The sequence below is a fragment of the Streptomyces sp. PKU-EA00015 genome, assembly GCF_013387495.1.
In the GTDB taxonomy this organism is placed as follows: Bacteria; Actinomycetota; Actinomycetes; order Streptomycetales; family Streptomycetaceae; genus Streptomyces.
Window position 1 is genome coordinate 257,751 of record NZ_JABZEE010000011.1, and the last position, 23,705, is coordinate 281,455.

Consider the following 23,705-nt stretch of genomic DNA (forward strand, 5'->3'; position numbering starts at 1 on the left):
CCCCGATGTCGAACGGCTCGTCGTCGACTTCCTGAAGAACCGCGCCGAGATGGCCCAAACGGTGGTCGACAACCGGCCGCCCGCCGGCTTCGACGGCACCCAGCAGGTGGTACTCGTCTCCCGCGCCGGCGGCGCCTGGCTCGACGATCTGCACCTCGACCGGCCCCTCGTCGACCTGGAGGTCTACGCGGCCGACAAGACGGTCGCGCACGGCATCGCGCTCGCGGCCCGTGCGTGCGTGCTGGAACTGGTCGACACCCACTACGGCGGAGCCGTCGTCACCGAAGTCGACGAGGCCGACGGGCCGCGCTGGCTGCCGGACTACAACCGCCCGGCCGGCAACCGCTATCTGGCCACACTGCGGCTGTCCATCCGCCCCGCGTAGGCCCGCTCCACCCTCAGACCTCCGTCTTTCCGTACTCTTCCGAGGAGTTACGCATGGCTGGCTTCAAGAACACCGAGATCCGCATCGCCGGCGCCGGCAGCGTGTGGACCGCCACCGCCGGGACCACCGTGAAGGACACGGCCGCGCTGGCCTCGCCGTGGGTCAATCTCGGCTTCACGTCCTCCGACGGCGTGAAGTTCCACAAGAAGGACAAGAACGACCCGATCGACACCTGGCAGTCCATGGCCCCGGCCCGGTTCCTGCTCTCCGACCGCGATCTGACGGTGAAGTTCCAACTGCTCCAGATGAACAAGGACACCTTCCCGTTCTACCTGGGCCTGTCGTCCGGCTCCCTCGTCTCGTCGGGCTCCACGGTGGAGACCACCGCCCAGAAGATCGAGATGACCGGCAACCCGGGCGGGCAGGACCAGCGAGCCCTCGCCATCGACTTCGCCGACAACAACGGCACGAAGGACCTGCGGTACCGCCTGGTCATTCCGTACGGCGCCGTCTCCGAGGTCGAGGAGCTGTCCCTGACCCGCACGGGCGCGGTCAAGCTCGGCGTCACCTTCACCGCGCTGTCCGGCGACGACCCGACGAAGCCGCTGGCCACCTGGCTGGTGAACGACCCGGCCGCGCTGGCCTGAGCCCCTCCCCGATCGGCAGCTCCACCTGTTCCACCCCGGCGCGCGGTTCACCCCGCGCGCCGGGCCACCCGCCGAACGGCACAACACCCACACCTCTTGGAGGAGATCCATGGCCGGATTCGATGTCAACGCCGCCCGCGCCCAGCGCCTCGAAGCGCTCGGCCGGGACTGGACCTTCCGGCTCGACGAGGAGAGCTACCGGCTCCCGACCGAGCTGAATCGCGGCACGGCCCGCGCGCTGCGCGACCTGGACGACAACGACATCGACGGGCTGCTGCGGCTGCTCCTCGGCGAGCAGCAGTTCGCCCGCTTCGAGCGGCACGACGTCACCATGCAGGACATCGCCGCGATCCTGGAGGCGTACGGCAAGGAGACCGGGCTCGGCCTGGGGGAAGACTGAGCCTCGGCGAGCTCGTCGAAGAGCACGCCGAGGCCCTGGAGGCCGACCTCCTGCGGCACTTCGGTGTCGACCTGCTCGACTGGCACCGGGGCACCGTCTCCTCGCGCCGGCTCTCCGTCCTCATCCGGCATCTGCCCCGCGACAGCGAGCTGTTGCGGGCGCTGCACGGTGAGGCTGCGGACTGGTCGGTCACGGACCATCTCCTCGCCCACATGGCGGATCAACTGGCCGAGGCGAACTGGATGTTCGCCACGGTCAACCGCGACGAGGAGAGCGAGCCGCTGGAGTACCCGAAGCCACTGCCCCGTCCGGGCCTCACGGAGCCCCCGGACGACGACCCCGCCCGCGCGCACTCCGAAGCCGGCGCCTCCCCCGCGGAGATCGCCCGTTTCTTCGCCTGACGCCCGGGCCTCACTCGTAGTTGAGGTAGAGCACGTAACCGGCGAGGAACACCACTTCGACCAGCAGTCCGGACCACAGAACTGCCCACCCCTCCGACCGGGTGGACAGCTGTCGCTTGGTGCGCACCCGGCGCCAGGGCGACGACGGGTCGTACACGAGATCGGCCGGTTCTCCGGGCGTTCCCCAGAACCGGTCGCTCAGTGCGGTCTTGTAGTGGACCACCTTTCCCGGCTCCACCTCGAACTCGAAGCTGGTCCAGTGCCGGTCCTCGGATGTGCCGACGCGCTTGCAGATGCCGACGACGTCCACTCCGACGCGTCGCAGCCGGCGCTCGACCAGCAGCGGAACGATCGAGAAGGGCGCAAACACCCCCAACGTCAGGGCCATGACCGCCACGAATACCCACCCCAAAGCTTCCACTGCGCCAGTCTCTCAGGATCGAAGGAGTCCACATGGCTGGAAGTTCGAAAAAATCACAGGACGAGAGTGTCCTGTACTTCTGGACGAAGGGCGAGGCCGATGCGTTCAAGCACAAACTCAACGGCCTGAGTACCACCGTCGACCTGCTCAAAGTCGGTGTGGCGGGTGTGGCGCTCGGTTTCACACCGGTCAAGATCGATCCCACCCTCTTCAAAGTCGATGAAAAGGGCATCACTTGGGCTGGTGTGCAGAAGTGGACATGGCCCCACGCCCGCGACGAGAAGGGCAGGCTGGAAGCGGCGGAAAAGCGCCTCGACAAGATCCAGAAGCGCGCCGACGCGTCCTACAGCCGCTCCGAGAAGGCGCTTCGCAATGCGCAGGAGATGGCGCGTCGGGCCGGTGCGGGCAGCTGGGCAGGACAACAGGAGGCGCGCCGGGCGAGTTCCGCACGGCAGGACTCGATCCAAGCCCTCAAAGATGTCCGAGGCGCTCACCAGAAGATCGTGCGTCTGCAGAATGAAGCCCGGATGAAGGCCGAGGCGATCGAGGAAAACCGGGAGGCGGCCGCAAAAGCGGCACGGGACCTCCAGACCCGAATCAACTCGCTGCGCTCGGATTTCAACGCGCTCAGCCGTTCCGTCTCCGGACAGTGAGGAGCCGAGGTGTCACTGCAGAGTTCCTTCAAGAGGGCCACCACCAGTATCAACGGATTCCGGGGTGCGCTGGAGCGCACGGGCGCGGGCATGGGAAAGGTCCAGCAGTCCGTCCGCACCTCGGCGACCGCCGTCGACCGAGTACGGGGGTCACTGGCCCAGGCATCGCCCGCGCTCGGGCGCTTTCGTACCGGCTCGGACCAGGCAGGTAGCTCGGTCGGCCGACTGCGGACGGCCGTCGCACGAGGCGAGGGCGCCCTCGGACGTCTCAGGGGCGGGCTGAACAACGCCGGCGGTTCGATGAATCGGTCCAAGGGCTCCGCCGACAAGTTCAAGACCTCCCTAGACAAGCTGAAGTCCTCCGCCGACAAGACCAAGAACGCCCTGCGGGACGTCAAGCGGCAGGCCGACGCCGTCGAGAAGTCCGTCGGCAAGGCCGGCAAGAACGCCGACCGCGGCGGGAAGTCCATGGGCAGTCTCGGCAGGGGCCTCAAGGGCGCCAGCCTCGCCCAGCGGGGCCTGAACCTCGCCATGGCCGCCAGCCCCTTCGGGCTGATCATGACGCTGCTCGCGCCCCTCATCGCGCAGTTCGTCAACATGGACAAGGTGGCCAAGCTGGTCCGCACGGGGCTCACCGCCGCGTGGAGCGGCATCCGCAGCGCCTCCTCGTCCGCGGCCCGCTTCCTCGCGCCGCTGTTCAAGGGCGTCGTGAACGCCTTCCTGCTGCCCACCCGCATGCTCGTCACCGGCCTGAACGCCCTGATCGGCGGCCTGAACCAGGTGAAGTTCAAGGTGCCCGACTGGGTGCCGGTCATCGGCGGCAAGGGCTTCGCCTTCAACCTGCCGAAGATCCCCGTGCCCCGGCTCGCCCAGGGCGGCGTCGTCCGGGCCCGCTCCGGCGGCACCCTCGCGCTCGTCGGTGAGGCCGGGGAGTCCGAGGCCGTCATCCCGCTCTCGCGGCTGGACGGCATGCTCGGCTCCGGCGGCGGGATGCGCCGCCTCGCCGCGGCCGTGGAGCGCCTCGCGGACCGGCCCGTCCACGTCCAGGTGGACTCCCAGACCATCGCCCGCGCCGTCCTGATCGGACAGCGCCAACTCGCCCGGAGGTGAGGGACCGTCATGGCCAGGAATCTCTGGATCGGCAAGCCGGGACTGCTGCGTGAGTACGCGCAGGCCGCCCGGAGCTGGGACCGCAGCGCGGAACTGAGCGTCAGCGAATTCAAGTCGGTCGAGGGCCGGATCACCACCTTCGCGCCCCGGCACACCACCCGCCGGCTCAAGCTGTCGTGGGACCTGCTCCCGCCGGACGACGCCCAGCACCTCGTACGGCTCGCCCGCAGGATCAACGGGCCCGGGATGCAAGGCAGCGCGGCCACCGCGTACGGGCCCGTCGCCCTCATCGACCCGGCCTCGGTCAACCTTCTGGACCCCTATCAGGCGGCGGGCCAGAGCGCGGACGCGAACGGCCTGGACCACTGGTTCACGGTGCAGGGCTCCATCACCATCAGCGCGTTCATCGGTGACACCGTCCTCGGCGACTGCCAGGACGTGAACACGGCGATCGGCTGGCGCCACGGCTTCTGGCCGGGCTGGCCCGTGATGCCGGGCATGCAGGTGTCCTGGCTGCTCCCGCCGGACTGGACGGACAGCACCGCCACGGCCCAGCTGGACTGGAAGGACATCGACGGCGACTACCTGAGCAGCTCCACCGCACAGGCCGGCTCCGTCACCGGCGTCGCCCCGGGCGGGGCCGCCTTCGTCACTCCCGTCGGCCGGCCCGGCGCCCTCGGGATGACGGGTTTCGCCGGCGCCTGCCTGACCCTGGGCGAGCCGCCCGCCGCGTTCGCCATCGGCGAGGGCTGCCCCGCCTACTCGGTCACGTCCTACAGCGATGTCCCGGCGAACCCCCTGCCGTACCGGAGCATCGGGATCGATCTCGTGGAGGTGGCCAGTGCAGTCCTGTGACGAGGAGTTCGCGAGCGCGCTCGAGGCCCCGCACCGCACGCCCGCCCACTCCACCCGGCTCGGCGGCGTCGAGGTGGGCCGCCAGGTGCAGTCCTGGAAGGTCGAGCGCGCCTACAACACCGATCTGCCGGAGGCGCTGCGCGCCTTCAACGGCAGTTCGTCCGCCCAGCTGGAGGTGCAGCTCGGCGGCACCTCCGGCGCCGCCGCACCCCAGCTGTACTCGGCCTGGGCGCCGCGCGGCACCGGCGACGTCGCCCGGCCCGGCCAGTCCGTCGTCCACGCGGCGGGCGTCTCGGGCCGCACCCTGCCCGCTTTCCGGGGCACCGTCCGCAGCCGCACCGCCGCATCGGGCAGCGACACCGTCACCGTTCAGGCCCTGGACGGAGCCGAACGGCTGCGCGGCCCGGCACTTCTGCCACGCCCTTACCACGGCTACCTGTACGGGCGGCCGGTCGCCACGGAGGTGTGGTGCGTGGACGAACTGCTGCGGCAGGGCGGCATCCACACGTGCCCGCCCCCTCGTGCCCCGGCCGTGGGCAAGGACGTGTCCGACCCGTTCACCGTGCTCTACGCATCCCTGCACGGCGGCTTCAACGCCTCCCACGGCCAGCCCGAGACGCTGCCGAGCCCGGCCTCGTACGACTGGATCCGGGACGGGGCACCGTACGAGATGGCGCTCATGCCGCGCGCCGCGAACCTCACGGCATCGTGGATGCCGCGCTCGCGGTTCGTCGTGCAGGGCAAGGTGTTCCAGGCGGAGTGCTGGGTCAACACGGCGCTCGCCAAGGACAGCCTGCTCGAACTGAAACTGGTCTTCGACCGCAGCGCGGGCGCGTACGGCCACTACACCGCCGTCTTCGACATCTCCACCGGCACCATCAAGATCCACTCGGGGACGCTGGGCGGCACCGGCTGGTACTTCTCGTGGACCTTCAGCAAGCTCGCCGCGCTCCGGGGCACCTGGCACCTCGGCTTCGCCGTGGACACCCGCGCCGGCGGCACCGGCGTCCTCGCGACCGTGAAGCCGCGCCTGACCGCGCCGGACGGCCAGTACCTCGCGGGCACCCCCGCCACCTACACGGACCCCTCGGCCGCCCAGCCCGCCTCCGAGCTGTACCGGGTGGACCTGCGCACCGACATGGCCGTCGAATGCCTCCAGGTCACCGACCGCTCCTGGCCCGATCTCGACTCCTACAACCGCACCGAATGGGAGCAGACGGACCGCTGGCGCAAGGGTGCGGTGCTCGATCTGCCGACCGTGCCCCTGTACGACGTGCCGAAGGTGTCCGGCTCCCAGTGGGAGGCGCTCAGCGAGATCGCGCGGGCGACCATGTCCACGGCGGAGTTCGACGAGCAGGGCCTCTTCCGCTGGCGCGGCCCGGCACGCTTCGCGGCCGTACCCGACGAGCCCGACCTCACGGTCACCACCCGGCGCTCGATCGCCGCGCTGACCGTCTCCGAGGAGATCGACGCCTGCCGCAACTACTGCGCCCAGCCCTACCAGGACTGGACCGGTATCGGCTTCGTCCACGGCGAGGCGGTCGTCGACACCCTCGTACGGGAGATCAAGCCGGGCATCCCGGTGGAGGTCGCGTACGCCGTCGCCGAGGAGGAGAGCGACATCGGACCGCTGGAGATCGTCGACGACGCGGCTCCCGCGACCGGACACACCGTGCGCTTCGGCACGGCCGCGACCGGCGGCGCCTCGGTCAAGGGCAGCGTCACCGTGAGCGCCCGCCGCGACGGGCCCTCGTATGTGGTCCGGTTCGTCAACCACGGTTCGTCGAGCGTGTGGACGGTCACCAAGGACGGCAAGCCGTCGGTGCGGATCCTGCCGATCAGGCGTAACGCCGACCCCAAGCAGCGCACCCGCGCCTGGTGGAACTCCACCAGCCAGTCCTACTACGGCAAGCAGCAGTACATCGCGCCCGCGAGCGACTGGGTGCAGAGCGCCACCGCGGCGTCCGACCTCTCGCACCGGATGCTCGACGCGGGGCGCTATCCGGTGCCGCTGCTCGGCGAGGTGGACGTCCTGCACGATCCGCGTATCCAGCTCGGTGACGCGGTCCGGGTGATCGACACGGCCGGGGCCGCGCTGTCCACGCTGGCCTGGGTCGTCGGCATCCGCACGACCTGCCAGGCCGGCGCCGCACCTCAGCAGACCCTGACGCTGCGCGGCACCGCGTACAACGGCGCCCCGCTCGACATCGGCCTCACGCCGGACGCGCCGCTGGATCCCCTGTACGGCACCCAGCGCACGTACGTGCAGGTCACCGCCGAGTACGCCACGTTCGACGCGCTCACGAACGCACGGCTCAGCTACCGCGATCTGCTGATCGCGCCGGTACCCGCGGGAGGGACCTCGTGAGCGAACCGCTGCCGGAACCGACACCTTTCGAGGATCCCGGGCCCACACCGCCGGGGGAGGCCGCGCAGCCCGTCCCCGTCGATGTGCCCGGCGCCCGCGACGAGGACGACGGGACACCGCCGGGGGCGCTGCCCCCCGGCTGAGCCCCGCCCCTGCGCGAACCGGGCCACGGGCCTCGCCCAACCCGTCCGCGGCCCCGCGTACAGCCCGGCCAAGCCCCTTCGCGGCCCCCGCGCGCCGAAGCGCGGACCCCGCCATGCCCCTTCGCGGCCCCCGCGCCCGAACCACTGGCCTCCGCGCCGCCTGTTCGCCGACGTCACGTTCCGAACCCGCGGACCCCGCGCGCCGAAGCGCGATGCCGAATCCGACACAGGAGAACCCGCCATGGCTCTGCTCACCCCGTACGGCAATCTCCCCTACCCCCAGCCGTCCGATGCCGCCGATGTGCCCCAGCACATCCAGTCGCTCGCCGAAGCCGTCGACGGCCGGACCGTGCTGCGTTTCACCGACGCCGCGACCCGTGACGCCAAGGTCGTCGCGCCTGTCGCCGGCATGGTCGCCTGGCTCAGCAACCCCGGGCGGCTGTACCACTACACCGGGACCCACTGGGCGCTCGTCGCTCCCGGCCCCGTCCACAAGGCCAGCACCGTGACCGGGACCACCACCTCGACCAGTTACGTGGAGACGCTGACCGGCTCCACCGGCGACCCGACCGCGGTCGCCTTCGCCGCCCCGCCTTCCGGCACCGTGCTGGTCACGGTCGGTGCCCGTGCGAACAGCAGCGCGGCCACCGCGGCCTTCGTCTCCGCCAACGTGCGCCTGGGCACCACGCTCACCCTCGCCGCGGCCGACGCGCGCGCCGCCATCGTCAGCGGCACCAACCAGTGCTCCGGATCGACCCAGTTCCAGGTGAGCGGGCTCACCGCCGCGGGCGCGTACACCGCGACCCTCGCCTACAAGTCGGCGGCCACCACCAGCACCGCCACCTTCACCAACCGCTTCGTGACGGTCACGCCCGTCATGTGAGGAGTTCCACCGCCATGGCCACACCCCTGACCGCCGACGCACTGGTGCGCGCCCTGCACGCCGAGGGCGTCACCGTGCGCGAGCACTCCGGCTGGCGCACCCACAACCGCAACCACAAGGGCGCCTGGGGACCCGTCCACGGCGTCATGCTCCACCACACCGCCGGCACCGACAGCCTGCGCCTGTGCCGCGAGGGCACCGCCGTACTGCCCGGCCCGCTGTGCATCGGTCTCGTCACCAAGGACGGCACCGTGCACCTGCTCGGCTTCGGGCGCACCAACCATGCGGGCGCGGGCTCGGCCGCTGTCCTCGCCGCCGTGACAGCCGAACGCACCCCGCCGCCGCCCCCCGGTCCGGACGCCGTCGACGGCAACGCCCGTTTCTACGGCTTCGAGATCGAGAACCTCGGCAACGGCCGCGACCCGTATCCGGCGCCCCAACTGGCCGCCGTCGAGCGGCTGTCGGCGGCGCTGTGCCGGGCGCACGGCTGGGGCGGGGCGAGCGTCGTCGGCCACCGCGAGTGGACGCGGCGCAAGATCGACCCGACGTTCTCCATGACACGCATGCGGGCGAGGGTGGACAGCCGGCTCGCCGCGGAGCCGGCAGGCGCGTCTCCCCCGCCCGTTCCGTCCCACGAGCCCTTCCCCGGGGCCGCCTTCTTCGTCCCCGGCCGCCGCAGCGAGCTGATCACGGCCGTCGGCGAGCGGCTCGTGGCCGAGGGCTGCGGCCGGTACGCGGTCGGTCCCGGTCCGGTGTGGGGCCGCGCCGACGTGCTCTCGTACGCGGCCTGGCAGCGCAGGCTCGGCTACACGGGCGCCGCGGCCGACGGCGTTCCCGGCCGGGCCAGCTGGGACCGGCTGAGGGTGCCGCGCACGGGAAGGGGGGCCGCGGCATGACGGAACCGGAAGCGGGGAGCGTCGTCGTCGAACTGGAGCGGCTGCGCCGCTCGGTGGATGTCGGCTTCGCGACGACCCGTGGCGACCTGGCGCTCCTGCTCCAGCGCGCCGACCAGACCGACAAGACGCTCGTCGACCACGAGGAACGCCTCGACGCCCTGGAACGCACCCGCTGGCCGCTGCCGTCCCTCGCCGCGATCACCTCCTGCGCGGCGCTCGCGGTCGCGGTGTGGCAGGCATCGGGCACCCGCTGACACCGCATCCGCGGGGCTGCCGGCCGTGCGCCGGCAGCCCCGCACCACCCGAGACGCATCCGCGAGCCAGGCCGGGCTCAGTCGGGCCGCTCCTCGGCACGGCCCGCCAGCCGGGCACCGGCCTGACGGGTGTCTACTCACCGGTCTACGGCTGGGGCGTCGTGGACGCCGCGGCCGCGGTGAAGTCGCCGGGCGCGACCACGGCCAAGGGCCGCAAGAAGCACTGAACGGACCGGCGTGGGGCGGCCACCCGTGCGTCAGGGGTGGCCGCCTCCCTGTCGAGCCCGCGCTATCCCGCTCGTTCGAGGGTCAAGGCGCTGCGAGCGGGTTCGGCTCGCCACATGGCGACCAGCTGGGGGTAGGACTCGATGAAGCGACGCATCTCTCCGAGCGCGGCAGTCCTTGAAGCGCCGATCTCGGCGTGGTCGAACCCGGTGTCCTGATGTCCCATGCTGTCGAGATCGGCCCATGCCGGGTCCTCGCCGAAGACGAGCTGCAACTCCACCTTCCAGTACTCCGGCTGCCCATGGGGATCGTCACGCTCCCCGCCGTTGTCCACCGCGAGCAGTCGCCCGAAGGACAGCACAGGCTGGTCATCGTTCCAGCTCCACCTGCCCCACTCGGCGATGAAGCCGTCGCCGTCGTTCTCAGGCGGCTCGATCCCTTCGACCTCGGTCTGGAGAAACTCGGCGAAGGCGTCCCACGCAGCGTCGACGTCGCGTACGGCATCGGGGTCGAGCCCACGCTGTCGCAGGATCCGCGTGAACACCTCGGCGCTGGATCGCCAGGGAATGGGCATGCGGGATGCTAACGCGGCGCCCCCGCGGGCCGCCCACTGATCGGGCACGCGGCGGGCACGGCCCTCCTCGGCCGAAACACTCAGGTGGGACTGCCGGCCGGCGGCCGATCGGGCAGGGCCGTTCAGGATGCCTCCGCCCGCAAGGGCACGGTTGGAGCGATGGGGCGGGGTGCCGGCTTACTCACTCCAGGACGGCGAGGTGGTCGGCGGCGCCTCCGCGCCACTCGATCAGGAAGAGGGTCGCGTCGTCACTGGTGCTCCCGCCCCGTTCCTCCTTCAGCGTGTGGGAGAGCGAGCGCACCACTGCCCGCACTCCCTCCTCCGCCTGCTCGATGCGGTTGACCCAGTGGATGAGTTGTTCCTCGCCGAACTGCTCTTCGCCCGCTTCGTGCTCCTCGATCAGGCCGTCGGTGAAGCACAACACCCGGTCGCCCGGTTGCAGTATCTGCTCGCTGACCTGGGGCTCTTCACCTCCGAAGCCGACCGGCAAAGTGGTCGGGCTCTCCAGCTGCCGGAGGACCTGGTGTTCGCGGATCAGCAGCGGTGCGGGGTGGCCCGCGTTGACCCACTGCAGGTGGCCCGTTGCGATATTCAGACGCATCATCTGCGCGGTGACGAAGTGTTCGGGCCCGAACTGATCGGCGACGGCCCTGTCCATGAACGTGTAGATCTCGGACAGGCCGATGCCGGCACGTCTGGAGTGCCGGTAGGCGCCGATGGCGACGGTGGCCATCGTGGCGGCGTTCAGGCCATGGCCCATCGCGTCGATCACGGCCACGTGCAGGATGTCGTCGTTGAGCGCGTAGTCGAAGCTGTCGCCGGCGACGTTGTAGGCGGGCTCCAGGATTCCGGCCACCGCGACCTGGGGCACGGACATCGCCAGCGGCGGAAGCAGAGACCACTGGATCTCCGCGGCCACGCTCATGGGTTCACGGCGCCGGGTGAGGAAGAACTGGTCGGTGTAGCTGTGCTTGGTGACCAGCATGTCGGCGATCAGTCCGGCGAGCCTGCGCAGCAGGCGCCGGTCGTCGTCGTCGACGGCCTCCAGGGTGACGGACAACACTCCCACCTGGTCGCTGCCGTCCAGCAACGGCAGATACATCCGGACGCCGCCCGCCTGCGGTACCTCGACAGGGGTCGCACGCAGGAAGGCCGTACCGGCGTGGGAGTCACCGATCGGCTCGGGCTCGCTGAGGGACAGCCGCCTACCCGGCAGCGGCACCAGGAGCAGCTGTGCATAGTCCTGCAGGAGGATCGAGATGTCCCGGCCACCGACCCGGGCCACCTCTTCCGCGATCAGCGGGGCGATCAGCTCCGGCGGCATCTCGTGTGCCCGGTCCAGCAGCACGCCCAGCAGCCGCTCACCGAACCCCTCCGACCGGTCCACCGTGTCCTTGCCAGACCGCCGATCACCCTCCGCCATAACCGTGCCCTTTCAGCTCGCCGGCCTGATGTCCCTGCCGTCGCGCCGACCGTGCGCAACGACCCCGGTGTATACACACCGGGGTCGCCCTTCCGGGCGGTTGCACGTGAGAGTGCACCGACCCATTCACCATGCTATGCCTGGGCCGCTCATCCGGCAGAACGGGCTTTAGGTTCATTCAGGGCATAAATCGGAAGATCTCGGTGCCGCGTCAGCCGCTTTCCTCCTCTTCGGCCTCCATGAGCCGGATTCCCCGATGCGTCAGCGTGACCATCGCGGGGGTGTTTCCCCGTGCCCAGTCGACTGTGATGAGCCCCTCGCCCGCCAGATATGTGCAGGCGGCAGCCAGGTCCTGCTCGGGCATCTGGAGGCTGTCCCGCAGTTTCGCCCCGGTGACGCCAAGGAGGCGATTGCCTTCCGTGGCCACGTACAGGGTCTTCATGATCGCTTCGCGGTAGTGCTTCCGCTCGTGGAGTGTTGCCATGATTGCCACCCACCCGTGCCGGGCGCCGACGAGGGTTCCTGCCTCAGACTTCATCCGTCTGTGTGCGGTCCTGATCGGAGGACCGACTGGCTGCCAGCCAGGGTCGTGCCTGCTCCGCCGTGTGCGTGACGTCCACGGTGAGGTGGAGGCGGGTTCCGCCGTCGCTGCCGGCGGGGTAGCTGCGCTGCTCGGTGGAGGCGAAGCAATGGCGCAGTACTTCTGCGACCCGGCGGGCGGTCTCGGGGGACGACGCGACGATACGCACCTCGGCTCGCCCGTCCGCAGGTGGTGTCGGTGGCTCCATGGTGGCCTCGTTCATCAAGTCGACCTGCCGCCGGGCGGTGGCTCCACGCCTCTCGAGCCCCGCACCCACCGCCCCGATCACCAAACGGTCATGCGTCATTCGCGGTCCCTTCTCGGTCTTTCCTGTGGGCAGCGGCGACGGGGTGAGCGGGGACGACGGGCGATCCGGCACGCTCTGCCGGCCGTCGGCTCCTCCGGCCCCGCCGGCCGATTCCCGGCACGGCATCGCCGTAGTGGAATGCTGCGATCCGCTCGGCGTGCCGGCCATTGAGCAGATGGATCAACAGCACACCTATGACGATCATGGCGATGATCACGGACACCGTGATGGCGGTCTCCATGTCCTCACCTCCCTCGGGCGGAGCTCATGGGCCCGGTCGGGACGGGCTGCTCGGCCGCCGCTGAAGGGCGACCGCCGTCGGTCTCCCACTCCTCTTCCTGGCCCAGTGCGTCCCTGGCATCGCGGGCGACGTCCTCGCTCGCCATGAGACCGCTGGCGGCGGCGAGCCCGCCGGGGATGGTTGCGGCGGCCATCAACCGGGCGGCGGCAGCCGCACCGGTCTCCGGCGGGATCACCAGCAGATCCCAGCGGCCTGCGGTGTAGGAGAGAAGGATCAGCTTGTGCGGGTCCTGCTCATCGGAGAACCAGCCCACGTGCACCGTGTGCCCTGCCACGGCCACCTTGCGCGGGACCACGGGCCAGTGGCTCGGGTTCACCGTGACACGCGTGATCCGTCCCCAGCACGCGTCCAGCACGGCGACGAGGGCGGGGAGTTCACGGGAAAGATCGCGAGAGCGAGGCCACCAGGCACCGTCCAGAAGCCCCGGAACCGACCCCATCGGGGTCAGAGACAGACGGGCGGGCGGTGAGGTCACGCGCTCACTGATGGTCGTACCGTCGATGGTCGCGGTCATGGCGCGGACCTGTCCCCGGGCGCATCTTCATGGTCCCGGTGTTGTTGCTCGCCGAGAACGACACCCGCGTGGAGCTGGTGTGCGAAGTACTCCCGGTGTCTCCACTGTACTCCGGGCATGGTCCGGTGAACCGCCCGTGACCAGCGAATTCGATGGAAACCGCCGGTGCGGATCCGCAGCCCGCAGACGAACGTGGACGTAGGCTCGCGGAGTACCGTGAAACCGGCAGCCACCCGGACGCCATTCCAGGCGATCAACGCACGCATACCGCACCCCGCAGACAGGTGAGCACACCATGTCCGACGCCGACACCCCACCTGAAACGAAGCTCCTGCCGGACGCGATCCACAACGCCGTGAAACCTGGCACAGCCCTTCTGCGGCTGGGGACGACACATGTCCGCGAAGGAATCCTCGACGGCGCATGGTGGCCGCGTTCCCGCGACGTCGGCGCCGAACTGCCCAGCCTGATCACCGCGCTGACCGAGCACGTCGGAGCCCTCACGCGCGTCGGCCTGGACTCCAGCGCCTGGGAAGAACTACCGACACGACTGATCATCGACGACCGCGTCGTGCACATCGACTCCTTCCCGGTCGGTGATGACACCGTCCTCCTCACCCGAGGCGATCGAGACCACTTCTCCCTGCTGGTGATCCCACCGGACACGACTCCCGACGCCGCACGCGCAGCGATGGCCCGGGCCGTCAGCGCCCACAACACCACGGCCGAGCAGATCCTCATCGACACCGGCACCGGCCGGACACACCCGATCGCCACGGAAGACCGGCAGGCGGGCCAGGAACGCCGCGATACGAGGTGAGGGAGACGGCCCTCTTTCTCCTGCTGATCATCCTGGCGATCGTGCTGGGCATCATCGGAGCGGTGACCGAGAGACGGCGAAGTTCCAGCGTCTGGACCGCCCGCGGTGCCCAAGGCCCGTGACCAGTACGGCGAGGGGCCGCTCCGGGCCCGGAAGGGAGATCGGGTTTGCGAAGTGCGGTCCGCTTCCTCGTCGGCGGCCGCACAGCTCGCGCACTCCAGGATCACCTCGCCTCCCCTTGGTGCCGCGCAGGTGCCGGCAATCCTGGGTCTGGCCTCTTTCGGCGGTGTGCCGCTGTTGGTTCAGTCGGCGACGGTTTCGCACGCTGACGGCACCTTGGCTGCGGGAGGGAGCGCAGGGACGTACGGCGTCGGAGCGAGTTCCGCAGGCTTTGGGGCATCTGCGGCAGGCCGCCGTGGCCGGTCCTTACGACCCCTGCCCGTGAGCACCCGCCACATGCCGCGAGACTCCTGGCGTTTCAGGACCCGGCTCCGGCCCTCGCCGAGCTCGCTGAAGCGGCTGGCGGCCTGCTGGTGGGCGTCGGTGGCTTCGGCGAACCGCCGCACCTGCTGCAGAGCGGCACCGAGGTTGTTCAGCGCCTGACCCTCGCCGTGGATGTCACCGAGCTCGGTGAAACGATCGGCGGCCTGCTGGTGGGCTTCGATGGCTTCGTCGAACCGGCGCATCTGCTGCAGGGCGGCACCGAGGTTGTTGAGCGCCTGACCTTCCCGGTGGAGGTCACCGAGTTCGCTGAAACGCTCGGCGGCGAATTGGTGGGCTTCGATGGCTTCCTCGAACCGGCGCATCTGCTGCAGGGCGGCACCGAGGTTGTTGAGCGCCTGACCTTCGCCGTCGCGGTCACCGAGCTTGGTGAAATGGTTCGCGGCCTGCTGGTGGGCCATGATTGCCCCGTCGAACCGCCGCACCTGCTGCAGAGCGGCACCGAGGTTGTTGAGCGCCTGACCTTCGCGGTGGAGGTCGTCGAGCTCGGTGAAACGGTCCGCGGCCTGCTGGTGGGCGTTGATGGCTTCATCGAACCGCCGCACCTGCTGCAGAGCGGCACCGAGGTTGTTCAGCGCCCGGCCCTCGCCGTGGATGTCACCGAGCTCGGTGAAACGATCGGCGGCCTGCTGGTGGGCTTCGATGGCTTCATCGAACCGGCGCATCTGCTGCAGGGCGGCACCGAGGTTGTTGAGCGCCTGACCTTCCCGGTGGAGGTCACCGAGTTCGCTGAAACGCTCGGCGGCGAATTGGTGGGCTTCGATGGCTTCCTCGAACCGGCGCATCTGCTGCAGGGCGGCACCGAGGTTGTTGAGCGCCTGACCTTCGCCGTCGCGGTCACCGAGCTTGGTGAAATGGTTCGCGGCCTGCTGGTGGGCCATGATTGCCCCGTCGAACCGCCGCACCTGCTGCAGAGCGGCACCGAGGTTGTTGAGCGCCTGACCTTCGCGGTGGAGGTCGTCGAGCTCGGTGAAACGGTCCGCGGCCTGCTGGTGGGCGTTGATGGCTTCATCGAACCGCCGCACCTGCTGCAGAGCGGCACCGAGGTTGTTCAGCGCCCGGCCCTCGCCGTGGATGTCACCGAGCTCGGTGAAACGATCGGCGGCCTGCTGGTGGGCTTCGATGGCTTCATCGAACCGCCCCACCTGCTGCAGGGCAGCACCGAGGTTGTCCAGCGCCAGAGCTTCACCATGGCGTTCGCCGATCTCACGGCAGATGGCGAGGTCCTGCTGGTGGGCCGCTATTGCCCCGTCGAACCGCTGCACCTGTTGCAGAGCGGTGCCGAGACTGTTGAGCGGCCGGCCCTCGCCGTGGCGTTCACCGAGCTCGCGGCAGATCGTAAGGTCCTGCATGTTCTCTCCAGGAGTGTCGCGCGCTCCCGCCCTCACTGCCTATTCCTCACGCCGAGCAACGGCGTGACTGGACGGGCAACCCGTTCATGCTGACACCCTCAGTAATCAGCCGGGCGGTTGGCGCTGCAACCGGCCGGGTGTGGACCACCCCCAACTGGATGGCATATTCGCTTGTCCGGCGTACAGGAAACGACTGCTGCACTGTTCTGATGTATAAGGCCGGCTTGACGTCGAGTGGGCGGTTGACGTTCTCAGCCCGGGATCGTGCATCGCAGCGAGCTCCCACAGATCGTTTCGCGACCATGACCTGAGCAAGGCGGCGACAACGTCCGGGTCGCCTGCCGCATGGCCAGTCATGTCGCCTGCTCGTCGCCCTCTTCGGCATCGCCGACACTCGCAGGCGCGCACTGAACTGCACCGGCGGGTGCGGTCACGAGTGGCACAACTTGTCAACTCGGCACCAGGCGTGCGGTCCTGACGTTCGGAGCGGCTGGACTCGACCGGGGCCGAGACCACGGTAGCCATGAGCTACCCGTCTGCTGAAGGCCATCCTGGAGACGGCCGTCGTGGACCAGTTGATCCGCCGCAACCCCAGGACGGCCGGCACCAGCCCCGCCTCACCCGGTAACGTGGCGACCTTCGGCCGGCGGTTGCCGTACGGAGTCCTCGAAGGCCGGGCACATCATGCATCTCGCCGACCGTCCCGCACGCCGCCGCCTCAGCGCCGCCCTGGACAACCTCGCCGTCACCTTCCACGGCATGACCGCACACCCGGACGAGCACAACTGCGCATGCCACTGGGGCAGCCCGGAGGAGCTCTCTCTTCTGAAGACGCCGGACGTGGAGCTGGAGCCGGATCTCCTGCGACGGACCTGGCAGGCCATCGACTGGACCGATCACGCGGCCGTGCTGCGCCGCATCCTGCCGCAGTTCGCCGCGGTGCTGGTCGCCGGTCGCGCGGAACCCCTGTTCGGACTGGAAGAGGCCGGGTACTCCTTCGCCCGCGGCCGCTGGCAGCAGTGGCCTGACGATCACGCCGGTCCGGTACGCGAGTTTCTGCATGCGTGGTGGGTGCAGAGCCTCACCGAGCCGGATGCGATCGTCCCGGCGCACCAGGTCTTCGTGATGTGTGCCGAGGCGTCAGGAACTGTCGGCCCCTGGCTCGCCGAATGGGAGAAGCAGACCGGGTACCTCAGCGACCGACATCTCGCCGAGGCGGCGGCGGAATGGGAGTCCGAGCTCCTGGCGGACAGCCTGCCGTGGAGCGTCGGCTGGTACGAGCACGACGAGGAGGAGATGCGCGCCGAACTGGTCGCCTGGCTCCTCGACCACGCTGCCGTGCGGCTCCGCGAATCCGGCGCATCGGCGGATCTGCAGCACCGGATACGGCTGCTCGGACTCACGGGCGAGGACCGCTGGACGGATCCGCACTGGCCCGGCTACGGCTGCTGACGGGGGCACGACCTCGGGGCCGGACCGCGTAGCCAACGGCTCGTGCGCATGCGCTACTTGGCTGCGATGAGTCCGGGCACAGAGACTGGATCCGTAGCCGAAGAAATGACCCGCGGGCTTCGTGACCTGGCCCTCGTTGGCGACCAACGTCGTGACCCGCGATCGTTCGTCCACGGTTGTCAGCGCTGGTCGCCGCTGTGCGCCTCGCACGGCCCGGGGACGGCCCGAGCCGACTGGCTTTGCCACGAGTCGGACGGCGCTGAAACGGCCCGCGCCTGCTTCCTTGATCGACGGTATCGATGCCACCGTTGGGAGAGCATGCCGGACGCCAGGGAGAACAAGGCGAAGGCCGCGCAGGTCATCCAGCCCACTGGTTCGCCGGTGACCTTCCCCGCCAGCCAGAACATCGACGACGTGCCTGTCCAGATGGCGAGCCAAGAGCCTCCATCCGACATCCAGCGAGCTCTCTTCACGCGGGTGACCATACATTCCGCGGGGGCACGGACGGGCACGCCTGCAAGGAACGGCGGCGGATGAGTGGCCCAGGTCAAGGGCCTGTCCGGAGCGGCTGATACCTGTGGTGCCATGGATGCCGCTGATGAAGAACCTCGCCCGGGACGCGAAGCCCTCGATATCCTCCGAGCCGCCTTCCCACCCGAGTGGAGAGACACCCCGCTGGGATGGGACGGGGTCGCGGCGTGGGAGACAGCCAACGGCGTCGTACTCCCTGAGCCCTACCGCAGCTTCGTCGCAGAGATCGCCAACGGCTCCGCGCTCGGCCCGGCCGAAGACGGCGGTCTCCTCCCCCTCGGCTGGCTCCCTCCCAGCTGGCCTGCCCTCGGCGACCGACATGTAGCCGCACCGTTCCCGCTGGAGGCAGCGTGGGCCTGGGAGTACGAGGACGACGCAGAGGCGGACATCGAAGAACGCTCCAGTGCCGTCTACAACCACGGCTCGATCATCCTCGGGGCAGAAGACGGACCGATGTACTGGATGTTGGTGGTCACGGGGCAGCAGCGCGGGAAGATCTGGCTTGTGGCTGATGTCGGCGCCCACCCCTACCCCGGGCCTGATGCAGTTGGCTTCCTGGAGTGGGTCCAACGCTGGCAGGCCGGCGGCGACTGGTGGGACTGATCAGTCAGTCCTGCACCATGGGACGCACGTGCCCCGCATCTGGTGCGGGCCGCCCCCAGAAGGGCAAGGAGAAACCTTCCGGTGCGGATTTGGTGCAAGGCGCTTAGCGCGGTCCAGACGACAAAGAAGCCCCGGGCCGTTGGCCTGGGGCTTTCTGCTGGAGCGGGTGACGGGAATCGAACCCGCGCTCTGAGCTTGGGAATCACCGTACTTCTGGGCGTAGTTGGCGACCTGACCAGCGGCAACGGGCGCGAGGGTGAAGCCTTGGGGTCTCCCTGGCACCCGCTGTTGACCGTGGCTTACCGACCTGTCGGGCACGCATTGGGCACGGACACCTTCTGATCCGTAGCTCTAGCGGGATCGGTCAGCGGGGGTCATACCGGCCGCTGGGCGGGCCCGGAGGGACGCTACCGTGCGGGGGCGGTTACTAGGGTTGCGGTACCTGGCTGCTGTACCGCACGATCCAAACGGGGTGACCATGGAACGGCATGTGCTGGAATCGCTGTTGATTGGTGATGACGAGGCATCCCTGATAGCTCTGGCCGCCCTCCGCAGCGGCGCCCCCTACTCGGTGGAGGAGCGGGTACAACCCACTGGCGCGCATGCCGGAGTTTTCAGTCGCCGACTTCAGCGCATGCGGATGCGCGGACTCGAACCTCCTGGCCTGGAGCGAGCAGTGCAGCTCATCCGCGAATATGACCGACCTGTGCGCACAGCGCTGATCGATCCTGGCAATCGGACACGGTTCACCCTGCTCTTCCTCACCGAGGACGGCAGCGCACTCGTGGCCTGCGTTAGCTGGCCACGGCCACTGGTTGCCAGGAAGCCGCCGCTTTAGGAGTTCGATCAAGCCTCCGGCCCACCGCCGGACCGTCGTGTCATGTGTGGTGCTGCCATCCCGCAGGACACCGCCGCGATCCCTTCGTGTCCGCCGTCGTCGATGTCAGGTGTGGATGTCAGCTTCACCTCAGCCGGTTATGGCCTGATCCGCGACAAGGCTGCCCTGCTCGCATTCACCCGGTTCATCTCTGTCCTTGGCGGTACGAGCAAGGACGATAGGCACGCCCTTCTGGAGTTCACCGTAGACGTGAACCGTGAGCTTAGGCGCGTCCTCGTGTATCGCGCGGCATATCCTCATGGCGGCCTCGGCACCGCCTGTGTCCAAGCTGGTGCGGATCAACGTGACTGCCCTGTTCGAGCTCAACTTGACTTCCGTAATGACTGTGCTGTCGGATCCGGCTGCCTTGCGGACTGACTCCGTCGTAACACCGGGTCGGCTTCCGCACCCACTGAGCAGCAGGCCGCCAGCAACGACCGCTGCGGACAAACGTATGGCAGGCAACATCAGGCACCCTTGATCAGCAGTAGGAACGGCCGGATCGTATCTCGCCGGTCACTTGCACACGCTGCGATTTCCCCTCCTCATGAGCCAACGGGAGAGGCTGGAACAGGGTCGGCGGAGTCTCAATGACTGAGTCAAGCGTGGCCGGTCAGGGTCTGGAGCACCAGTTTGGAAGGCGCCGTATGCGGGTGACGGCTGACCTCGCAGTTTGCTGACCTGCGGGGGAGTGCCGTCGTCACTCTGGTTCCCCGTGGTTCCCCGCCCGCCTCCGAGCGATCGGGCACGCGTGGGGCACGCGGCACCCGCCAGGAGCGCTTCTCGCGGGATCGAGCATCATGTGCGCATGCTGCTGACCTTCGGTCCCGACCGCCAAACGCGCGAGTTCACCTGCGACTGCTGCAATGCTCCCATTGAGCGAGCGTGGGACTTCATCTATGCCGACGGTGCTCCGCACGCTGTGTACTTCGCGAACTGCTACCACCACACCGACCGCGACCACGATGCCTGGATAGACGTGATCTTCGGGACGTGGGGCGGGGGATCTGACCAGTGGAGTGACCATGTCGCCTTCGCCTGCCGCATCGGTCCGGTGGTGGGGCAGACCACGCCTGCCTCCACGCTTGTGACCGCCGGCCTGGCTCACCCCGATGGCCCGCTCTTCGGGCTCAAGCTCGATCGCGAAGCGGCCTTGCAGCACCCGCGGCTGAACGAGTTCTGGAAGGTGTCGGACTTCATCCTGGAGAACGACCCACTGGTGCGAGGGCACATCTACGGCCACTAGGAGACGAGGTCGGTGGAGTCTTAATGACCGAGTCAAGCTGCCGCGGCAGCCGTCGGTGGGGCTGTGGTGAAGCGGCGGCTGTCTCGGAGTAGGGCCCAGAGGACGTTGACGCGTCGGCGGGCGAGGGCGATCACGGCTTGGACGTGTTTGCAGCCCTCGGCTCGCTTCTTCAAGTAGTAGTCGCGGTTGGGGCCTTCGCGGATGATGCTGGTCTGGGCGGACAGGTAGAAGACCCGGCGTAGGCGGCGGCTGTAGCGCTTGGGTCGGTGGAGGTTGCCGGTGCGGCGTCCGGAGTCCCGGGGGACGGGCACGAGTCCGGCGGCGGAGGCGAGGTGGCCGGCGTCGGGGTAGGCGGCGAGGTCACCCGCGGCGACGATGAACTCGGCGCCGAGGATGGGGCCCATGCCTGGCAGGGACTCGATGATGTCGGCCTGCGGGTGGGTGCGGAAGGTCTGTCGGATCTGCTGGTCGATGTGCTTGAGCCGGTCGTCCAAGGCCAGGATCTGAGCGACGATGTCTGCGACGATGCCGGCGGCGATGTCCTGGCCCGGCAGCGTGGTGTGCTGGGCATGCGCGGCGTGGAGTGCGGTGGCGGCGACCGAGTCGGGGTTGCGCACCTTGCGGCCTGCCAGCCAGGCGGTGAGGCGGGCCTGGCCGCGGCGGCGTATGGCTGCCGGGGTTTGGTAACCGGTGAGCAGGATCAGTGCGCCTTTGTGGTCGGGGTAGTCGAAGGCGCGTTCCAGCGCGGGGAAGATGCCGGTGAGCACGTCGCGGAGCCGGTTGAGCATGCGGACCCGGTCGGCGATCAGGTCGGTTCGGTGGGCGGTCAGCAGTGCCAGGTCGGCGGCGAGCTGGGCGGGCACGTGGATGGGGCTGAAGTCTCGCCGCAGGCGTGCGGTGTCGACGATCACGTAGGCGTCTCGGGCATCGGTTTTTGCTTCACCGCGGTAGGCGCCGGGACATGCGGTTGACTGTGCGGCCGGGAACATAGACGGCCCGTTGGCCGTGGGCGGCGAGTAACGCCAGTAGCAGGGCGGATCGCCGGGCAGTCCTCCGAGCGGGCCGCGCTGATCTATCAGCACTCGAACTTGGAACGTCAGCGGGAGGTGGCCGACGGGATCGACGCCCGTGTCCGCGCCGAGCGTGAGAAGGCCGACAGCGTGCCCGATGATCAGGCATCGGGCACGGAACGGGCACGCGAAGCCTGATCCGGTCTAGACAACAAGGAAGCCCCGGGCCGCTGGCCTGGGGCTTTTGCATGGAGCGGGTGACGGGAATCGAACCCGCGCTCTGAGCTTGGGAAGCTCATGTTCTACCATTAAACTACACCCGCGTAGCGCACCGGTGATCGGTGCCGCATCGTCGCACACTCTACCCCATCGCCCGCCCCCCGGTGCATGACGCCGCGGGGTGTTCGTGTTTCCGGGAGGGCGGATGCGGGTGCCTGGCACGGGAGTTGAGGCGTAACCTCGGGGCGCGGAGTGCCGCCTCGGGTGGCGTCTGGATCATCCCCTAATGTGGGCGTTCGTCCGCATTCGTTGGGGAAGGGGCCCGATGGACCTGATGGAGCGCACCGTCGTCCGCTGTGCCGAGGGGCACGTGTTCACCACCGCTTCGTTTCCGATGCAGCAGCTCGGTCCCGACCGGCTCGGGCCGGGGCGGCTGATCCGGTGTCCTCGATGTGCGCGGCTGCGGCATGCCGTGCCCGTCGTGGAGCAGAACAAGCGGTAGCCGAGGCGGCGGCCGGGCGCGCGGGCAGGTGTCCGATTGGGGGCCGCCCGCGCGCTCTGCGTATCCTCGGGACGTGCTTCTCTCAGACAAGGACATCCGGGCCGAGATCGACGCCGGGCGCGTGCGTATCGATCCGTACGACGAATCCATGGTGCAGCCCTCGAGCATCGACGTGCGGCTGGACCGCTACTTCCGGGTGTTCGAGAATCACCGTTACCCCCACATCGACCCCGCCGTCGAGCAGGCCGACCTGACGCGGCTCGTCGAGCCGGAGGGCGACGAGGCGTTCATCCTCCACCCGGGCGAGTTCGTGCTCGCCTCGACCTACGAGGTCATCTCGCTGCCGGACGACATCGCGTCGAGGCTGGAGGGGAAGAGCTCCCTCGGGCGGCTCGGCCTGGTGACGCACTCCACGGCCGGCTTCATCGACCCCGGGTTCTCCGGGCACGTGACCCTGGAGCTGTCGAACCTCGCCACGCTGCCGATCAAGCTCTGGCCGGGCATGAAGATCGGACAGCTCTGCATGTTCCGGCTCAGCTCACCCGCAGAGGAGCCGTACGGAAGCGAGCGGTACGGATCCCGGTATCAGGGCCAGCGGGGGCCGACGGCCTCCAGGTCCTTCATGAATTTCCATCGGACGCAGGTGTGAGGGCCGGATCGAACATGAGTGACGTACGGGAGAACCTGACGTACGAGCGGTTCGGCGGCGCGATCCGTGAGCTCGCGCAGACCATCGCGGACGACGGCTACGAGCCCGACATCGTGCTCTCCATCGCGCGCGGCGGCGTCTTCGTCGCCGGCGGTCTCGCCTACGCGCTGGACTGCAAGAACATCCACCTGGTCAACGTGGAGTTCTACACCGGCGTGGGGACGACGCTGGAGATGCCGGTCATGCTGGCGCCGGTGCCCAACGCCATCGACTTCTCCGACAAGAAGGTCCTGATCGCCGACGACGTCGCCGACACGGGCAAGACGCTCAAGCTCGTCCACGACTTCTGCGTCGACCACGTCGCCGAGGTCCGCAGCGCCGTGATCTACGAGAAGTCGCACTCGCTGGTGAAGTGCGAGTACGTCTGGAAGCGCACCGACGACTGGATCAACTTCCCCTGGAGCGTGGAGAAGCCCGTCGTCCGCAGGTCCGGGCAGGTCCTCGACGCGTAGGACATCGCGCAGGACTCCGCGGCGACGCGGAAAGGCCCCCGCCGGCGGGGGCCTTTCCGCTGCCCGGATCAGATCGTGCCGAGCTTGATGA

The 23,705-nt window shown here is 69.1% G+C and carries 31 protein-coding genes, 1 tRNA gene and 1 pseudogene; 22 read left to right on the forward strand and 11 right to left on the reverse strand.

Annotated elements, in window-relative coordinates:
* The first annotated feature begins 49 nt into the window (after window positions 1–49).
* The 4 genes from HW130_RS11785 to HW130_RS36725 all read left to right on the forward strand — a co-directional run bounded on the left by HW130_RS11785 (window position 50) and on the right by HW130_RS36725 (window position 1,833).
* Entirely contained in the window at window positions 50–385 is a 336-nt protein-coding gene (locus HW130_RS11785; protein WP_309140409.1) for a hypothetical protein, read from the forward strand.
* A 53-nt stretch (window positions 386–438) separates the two neighbouring features.
* Window positions 439–1,032: a phage tail protein gene (locus HW130_RS11790; protein WP_177149432.1), complete on the forward strand. Its 594-nt coding sequence runs from the start codon at window positions 439–441 to the stop codon at window positions 1,030–1,032.
* Window positions 1,033–1,141: 109 nt separating this feature from the next.
* Window positions 1,142–1,432 carry a hypothetical protein gene (locus tag HW130_RS11795; protein WP_177149433.1) on the forward strand — a complete coding sequence of 97 codons (291 nt, stop codon included), beginning with the start codon at window positions 1,142–1,144 and terminating at the stop codon, window positions 1,430–1,432.
* 212 nt (window positions 1,433–1,644) lie between these two features.
* On the forward strand, window positions 1,645–1,833 hold the full coding sequence (locus HW130_RS36725; RefSeq protein ID WP_309140405.1) for a hypothetical protein: 189 nt from the start codon (window positions 1,645–1,647) through the stop codon (window positions 1,831–1,833).
* A 10-nt stretch (window positions 1,834–1,843) separates the two neighbouring features.
* Here HW130_RS36725 and HW130_RS11805 read toward each other — a convergent pair whose 3' ends face one another.
* Window positions 1,844–2,254: a hypothetical protein gene (locus tag HW130_RS11805; RefSeq protein WP_177149434.1), complete on the reverse strand. Its 411-nt coding sequence runs from the start codon at window positions 2,252–2,254 to the stop codon at window positions 1,844–1,846.
* Between the two features lie 32 nt (window positions 2,255–2,286).
* On the opposite strand from HW130_RS11805, the gene HW130_RS11810 reads away from it, so the two are divergent.
* The 9 genes from HW130_RS11810 to HW130_RS11850 all read left to right on the forward strand — a co-directional run bounded on the left by HW130_RS11810 (window position 2,287) and on the right by HW130_RS11850 (window position 9,643).
* Entirely contained in the window at window positions 2,287–2,907 is a 621-nt protein-coding gene (locus tag HW130_RS11810) for a hypothetical protein (protein ID WP_177149435.1), read from the forward strand.
* Window positions 2,908–2,916: 9 nt separating this feature from the next.
* Complete coding sequence (locus tag HW130_RS11815) at window positions 2,917–4,017, forward strand: hypothetical protein (protein ID WP_177149436.1); 1,101 nt, start codon at window positions 2,917–2,919, stop codon at window positions 4,015–4,017.
* Between the two features lie 9 nt (window positions 4,018–4,026).
* A complete protein-coding gene (locus tag HW130_RS11820; protein ID WP_177149437.1) occupies window positions 4,027–4,872 on the forward strand; it encodes a hypothetical protein in 846 nt (281 codons plus the stop codon).
* Window positions 4,859–7,240, forward strand: a complete 2,382-nt coding sequence (locus tag HW130_RS11825) for a hypothetical protein (protein WP_177149438.1) — start codon at window positions 4,859–4,861, stop codon at window positions 7,238–7,240. Before HW130_RS11820 ends, HW130_RS11825 begins: the two co-directional genes overlap by 14 nt.
* Window positions 7,237–7,383, forward strand: coding sequence for a hypothetical protein (locus HW130_RS11830; RefSeq protein ID WP_177149439.1), 147 nt, complete (start codon window positions 7,237–7,239; stop codon window positions 7,381–7,383). Before HW130_RS11825 ends, HW130_RS11830 begins: the two co-directional genes overlap by 4 nt.
* 241 nt (window positions 7,384–7,624) lie before the next feature.
* Entirely contained in the window at window positions 7,625–8,266 is a 642-nt protein-coding gene (locus tag HW130_RS11835) for a hypothetical protein (protein WP_177149440.1), read from the forward strand.
* Between the two features lie 14 nt (window positions 8,267–8,280).
* The gene (locus tag HW130_RS11840; RefSeq protein ID WP_177149441.1) at window positions 8,281–9,162 is read left to right on the forward strand and encodes a peptidoglycan-binding protein; all 882 of its coding nucleotides are present in this window, start codon (window positions 8,281–8,283) and stop codon (window positions 9,160–9,162) included.
* The gene (locus tag HW130_RS11845; protein WP_177149442.1) at window positions 9,159–9,416 is read left to right on the forward strand and encodes a hypothetical protein; all 258 of its coding nucleotides are present in this window, start codon (window positions 9,159–9,161) and stop codon (window positions 9,414–9,416) included. The genes HW130_RS11840 and HW130_RS11845 overlap by 4 nt, the downstream gene beginning before the upstream one ends.
* Window positions 9,392–9,643, forward strand: a complete 252-nt coding sequence (locus HW130_RS11850) for a hypothetical protein (protein WP_177149443.1) — start codon at window positions 9,392–9,394, stop codon at window positions 9,641–9,643. The genes HW130_RS11845 and HW130_RS11850 overlap by 25 nt, the downstream gene beginning before the upstream one ends.
* Before the next feature lie 62 nt (window positions 9,644–9,705).
* On the opposite strand, the gene HW130_RS11855 is transcribed toward HW130_RS11850, so the two are convergent.
* The 6 genes from HW130_RS11855 to HW130_RS11880 all read right to left on the reverse strand — a co-directional run bounded on the left by HW130_RS11855 (window position 9,706) and on the right by HW130_RS11880 (window position 13,340).
* Complete coding sequence (locus HW130_RS11855) at window positions 9,706–10,215, reverse strand: hypothetical protein (protein WP_177149444.1); 510 nt, start codon at window positions 10,213–10,215, stop codon at window positions 9,706–9,708.
* A gap of 181 nt (window positions 10,216–10,396) precedes the next feature.
* The gene (locus HW130_RS11860) at window positions 10,397–11,638 is read right to left on the reverse strand and encodes a PP2C family protein-serine/threonine phosphatase (RefSeq protein WP_177149445.1); all 1,242 of its coding nucleotides are present in this window, start codon (window positions 11,636–11,638) and stop codon (window positions 10,397–10,399) included.
* Window positions 11,639–11,849: 211 nt separating this feature from the next.
* Window positions 11,850–12,122 (reverse strand): hypothetical protein, encoded by a 273-nt coding sequence (locus HW130_RS11865; protein WP_177149446.1) that lies wholly within the window; start codon window positions 12,120–12,122, stop codon window positions 11,850–11,852.
* A gap of 43 nt (window positions 12,123–12,165) precedes the next feature.
* Complete coding sequence (locus tag HW130_RS11870; protein ID WP_375256525.1) at window positions 12,166–12,441, reverse strand: hypothetical protein; 276 nt, start codon at window positions 12,439–12,441, stop codon at window positions 12,166–12,168.
* Between the two features lie 73 nt (window positions 12,442–12,514).
* On the reverse strand, window positions 12,515–12,766 hold the full coding sequence (locus tag HW130_RS11875) for a hypothetical protein (RefSeq protein ID WP_177149447.1): 252 nt from the start codon (window positions 12,764–12,766) through the stop codon (window positions 12,515–12,517).
* Between the two features lie 4 nt (window positions 12,767–12,770).
* Window positions 12,771–13,340, reverse strand: a complete 570-nt coding sequence (locus HW130_RS11880) for a DUF5994 family protein (protein WP_177149448.1) — start codon at window positions 13,338–13,340, stop codon at window positions 12,771–12,773.
* Between the two features lie 295 nt (window positions 13,341–13,635).
* Between HW130_RS11880 and HW130_RS11885 the strand changes: the two genes are divergently transcribed.
* Window positions 13,636–14,160: a DUF5994 family protein gene (locus HW130_RS11885; protein WP_177149449.1), complete on the forward strand. Its 525-nt coding sequence runs from the start codon at window positions 13,636–13,638 to the stop codon at window positions 14,158–14,160.
* 302 nt (window positions 14,161–14,462) lie between these two features.
* Here HW130_RS11885 and HW130_RS36965 read toward each other — a convergent pair whose 3' ends face one another.
* Entirely contained in the window at window positions 14,463–16,013 is a 1,551-nt protein-coding gene (locus tag HW130_RS36965; RefSeq protein WP_375256526.1) for a tetratricopeptide repeat protein, read from the reverse strand.
* A 362-nt stretch (window positions 16,014–16,375) separates the two neighbouring features.
* Between HW130_RS36965 and HW130_RS35860 the strand changes: the two genes are divergently transcribed.
* From HW130_RS35860 to HW130_RS11910, 4 genes are all read left to right on the forward strand, one after another.
* Window positions 16,376–16,534, forward strand: coding sequence for a DUF5958 family protein (locus HW130_RS35860; RefSeq protein ID WP_256356042.1), 159 nt, complete (start codon window positions 16,376–16,378; stop codon window positions 16,532–16,534).
* Between the two features lie 163 nt (window positions 16,535–16,697).
* Window positions 16,698–17,465: a hypothetical protein gene (locus HW130_RS11900; protein WP_177149452.1), complete on the forward strand. Its 768-nt coding sequence runs from the start codon at window positions 16,698–16,700 to the stop codon at window positions 17,463–17,465.
* 585 nt (window positions 17,466–18,050) lie between these two features.
* Window positions 18,051–18,599 (forward strand): SMI1/KNR4 family protein, encoded by a 549-nt coding sequence (locus HW130_RS11905; RefSeq protein ID WP_177149453.1) that lies wholly within the window; start codon window positions 18,051–18,053, stop codon window positions 18,597–18,599.
* A 478-nt stretch (window positions 18,600–19,077) separates the two neighbouring features.
* Window positions 19,078–19,437, forward strand: coding sequence for a hypothetical protein (locus tag HW130_RS11910; RefSeq protein ID WP_177149454.1), 360 nt, complete (start codon window positions 19,078–19,080; stop codon window positions 19,435–19,437).
* Window positions 19,438–19,566: 129 nt separating this feature from the next.
* On the opposite strand, the gene HW130_RS35370 is transcribed toward HW130_RS11910, so the two are convergent.
* Window positions 19,567–19,803 carry a hypothetical protein gene (locus HW130_RS35370; RefSeq protein WP_218183389.1) on the reverse strand — a complete coding sequence of 79 codons (237 nt, stop codon included), beginning with the start codon at window positions 19,801–19,803 and terminating at the stop codon, window positions 19,567–19,569.
* Between the two features lie 481 nt (window positions 19,804–20,284).
* Between HW130_RS35370 and HW130_RS11915 the strand changes: the two genes are divergently transcribed.
* Window positions 20,285–20,722: a hypothetical protein gene (locus tag HW130_RS11915; protein WP_177149455.1), complete on the forward strand. Its 438-nt coding sequence runs from the start codon at window positions 20,285–20,287 to the stop codon at window positions 20,720–20,722.
* Between the two features lie 32 nt (window positions 20,723–20,754).
* On the opposite strand, the pseudogene HW130_RS11920 reads toward HW130_RS11915, so the two are convergent.
* Window positions 20,755–21,760 (reverse strand): annotated as a pseudogene (locus HW130_RS11920) (IS110 family transposase); the annotation flags it as partial.
* A 221-nt stretch (window positions 21,761–21,981) separates the two neighbouring features.
* Window positions 21,982–22,055, reverse strand: a tRNA-Gly gene (locus HW130_RS11925).
* A 221-nt stretch (window positions 22,056–22,276) separates the two neighbouring features.
* On the opposite strand from HW130_RS11925, the gene HW130_RS11930 reads away from it, so the two are divergent.
* The 3 genes from HW130_RS11930 to HW130_RS11940 all read left to right on the forward strand — a co-directional run bounded on the left by HW130_RS11930 (window position 22,277) and on the right by HW130_RS11940 (window position 23,614).
* Window positions 22,277–22,453, forward strand: a complete 177-nt coding sequence (locus tag HW130_RS11930) for a hypothetical protein (RefSeq protein WP_177149456.1) — start codon at window positions 22,277–22,279, stop codon at window positions 22,451–22,453.
* Window positions 22,454–22,526: 73 nt separating this feature from the next.
* The gene (dcd, locus tag HW130_RS11935) at window positions 22,527–23,102 is read left to right on the forward strand and encodes a dCTP deaminase (RefSeq protein ID WP_177149457.1); all 576 of its coding nucleotides are present in this window, start codon (window positions 22,527–22,529) and stop codon (window positions 23,100–23,102) included.
* A gap of 14 nt (window positions 23,103–23,116) precedes the next feature.
* Complete coding sequence (locus tag HW130_RS11940) at window positions 23,117–23,614, forward strand: phosphoribosyltransferase (protein WP_177149458.1); 498 nt, start codon at window positions 23,117–23,119, stop codon at window positions 23,612–23,614.
* Window positions 23,615–23,705: the final 91 nt, after the last annotated feature.

Excerpts from the sequence above, each read along its gene's own strand:
- HW130_RS11940 (WP_177149458.1), top strand. The coding sequence starts at position 23,117 with ATGAGTGACGTACGGGAGAACCTGACGTACGAGCGGTTCGGCGGCGCG.
- HW130_RS11860 (WP_177149445.1), bottom strand. The coding sequence starts at position 11,638 with ATGGCGGAGGGTGATCGGCGGTCTGGCAAGGACACGGTGGACCGGTCG.
- HW130_RS11785 (WP_309140409.1), top strand. The coding sequence starts at position 50 with ATGGCCCAAACGGTGGTCGACAACCGGCCGCCCGCCGGCTTCGACGGC.
- HW130_RS11820 (WP_177149437.1), top strand. The coding sequence starts at position 4,027 with ATGGCCAGGAATCTCTGGATCGGCAAGCCGGGACTGCTGCGTGAGTAC.
- HW130_RS11870 (WP_375256525.1), bottom strand. The coding sequence starts at position 12,441 with ATGAACGAGGCCACCATGGAGCCACCGACACCACCTGCGGACGGGCGA.
- HW130_RS11915 (WP_177149455.1), top strand. The coding sequence starts at position 20,285 with ATGCTGCTGACCTTCGGTCCCGACCGCCAAACGCGCGAGTTCACCTGC.
- HW130_RS11910 (WP_177149454.1), top strand. The coding sequence starts at position 19,078 with ATGGAACGGCATGTGCTGGAATCGCTGTTGATTGGTGATGACGAGGCA.
- HW130_RS11790 (WP_177149432.1), top strand. The coding sequence starts at position 439 with ATGGCTGGCTTCAAGAACACCGAGATCCGCATCGCCGGCGCCGGCAGC.
- HW130_RS11855 (WP_177149444.1), bottom strand. The coding sequence starts at position 10,215 with ATGCCCATTCCCTGGCGATCCAGCGCCGAGGTGTTCACGCGGATCCTG.
- HW130_RS36725 (WP_309140405.1), top strand. The coding sequence starts at position 1,645 with ATGGCGGATCAACTGGCCGAGGCGAACTGGATGTTCGCCACGGTCAAC.
- HW130_RS11865 (WP_177149446.1), bottom strand. The coding sequence starts at position 12,122 with ATGGCAACACTCCACGAGCGGAAGCACTACCGCGAAGCGATCATGAAG.
- HW130_RS11905 (WP_177149453.1), top strand. The coding sequence starts at position 18,051 with ATGGATGCCGCTGATGAAGAACCTCGCCCGGGACGCGAAGCCCTCGAT.
- HW130_RS11930 (WP_177149456.1), top strand. The coding sequence starts at position 22,277 with ATGGACCTGATGGAGCGCACCGTCGTCCGCTGTGCCGAGGGGCACGTG.
- HW130_RS36965 (WP_375256526.1), bottom strand. The coding sequence starts at position 16,013 with ATGCAGGACCTTACGATCTGCCGCGAGCTCGGTGAACGCCACGGCGAG.
- HW130_RS11845 (WP_177149442.1), top strand. The coding sequence starts at position 9,159 with ATGACGGAACCGGAAGCGGGGAGCGTCGTCGTCGAACTGGAGCGGCTG.
- HW130_RS11835 (WP_177149440.1), top strand. The coding sequence starts at position 7,625 with ATGGCTCTGCTCACCCCGTACGGCAATCTCCCCTACCCCCAGCCGTCC.
- HW130_RS11795 (WP_177149433.1), top strand. The coding sequence starts at position 1,142 with ATGGCCGGATTCGATGTCAACGCCGCCCGCGCCCAGCGCCTCGAAGCG.
- HW130_RS11880 (WP_177149448.1), bottom strand. The coding sequence starts at position 13,340 with ATGACCGCGACCATCGACGGTACGACCATCAGTGAGCGCGTGACCTCA.
- HW130_RS11840 (WP_177149441.1), top strand. The coding sequence starts at position 8,281 with ATGGCCACACCCCTGACCGCCGACGCACTGGTGCGCGCCCTGCACGCC.
- HW130_RS11875 (WP_177149447.1), bottom strand. The coding sequence starts at position 12,766 with ATGGAGACCGCCATCACGGTGTCCGTGATCATCGCCATGATCGTCATA.
- HW130_RS11885 (WP_177149449.1), top strand. The coding sequence starts at position 13,636 with ATGTCCGACGCCGACACCCCACCTGAAACGAAGCTCCTGCCGGACGCG.
- HW130_RS11900 (WP_177149452.1), top strand. The coding sequence starts at position 16,698 with ATGCATCTCGCCGACCGTCCCGCACGCCGCCGCCTCAGCGCCGCCCTG.
- HW130_RS11810 (WP_177149435.1), top strand. The coding sequence starts at position 2,287 with ATGGCTGGAAGTTCGAAAAAATCACAGGACGAGAGTGTCCTGTACTTC.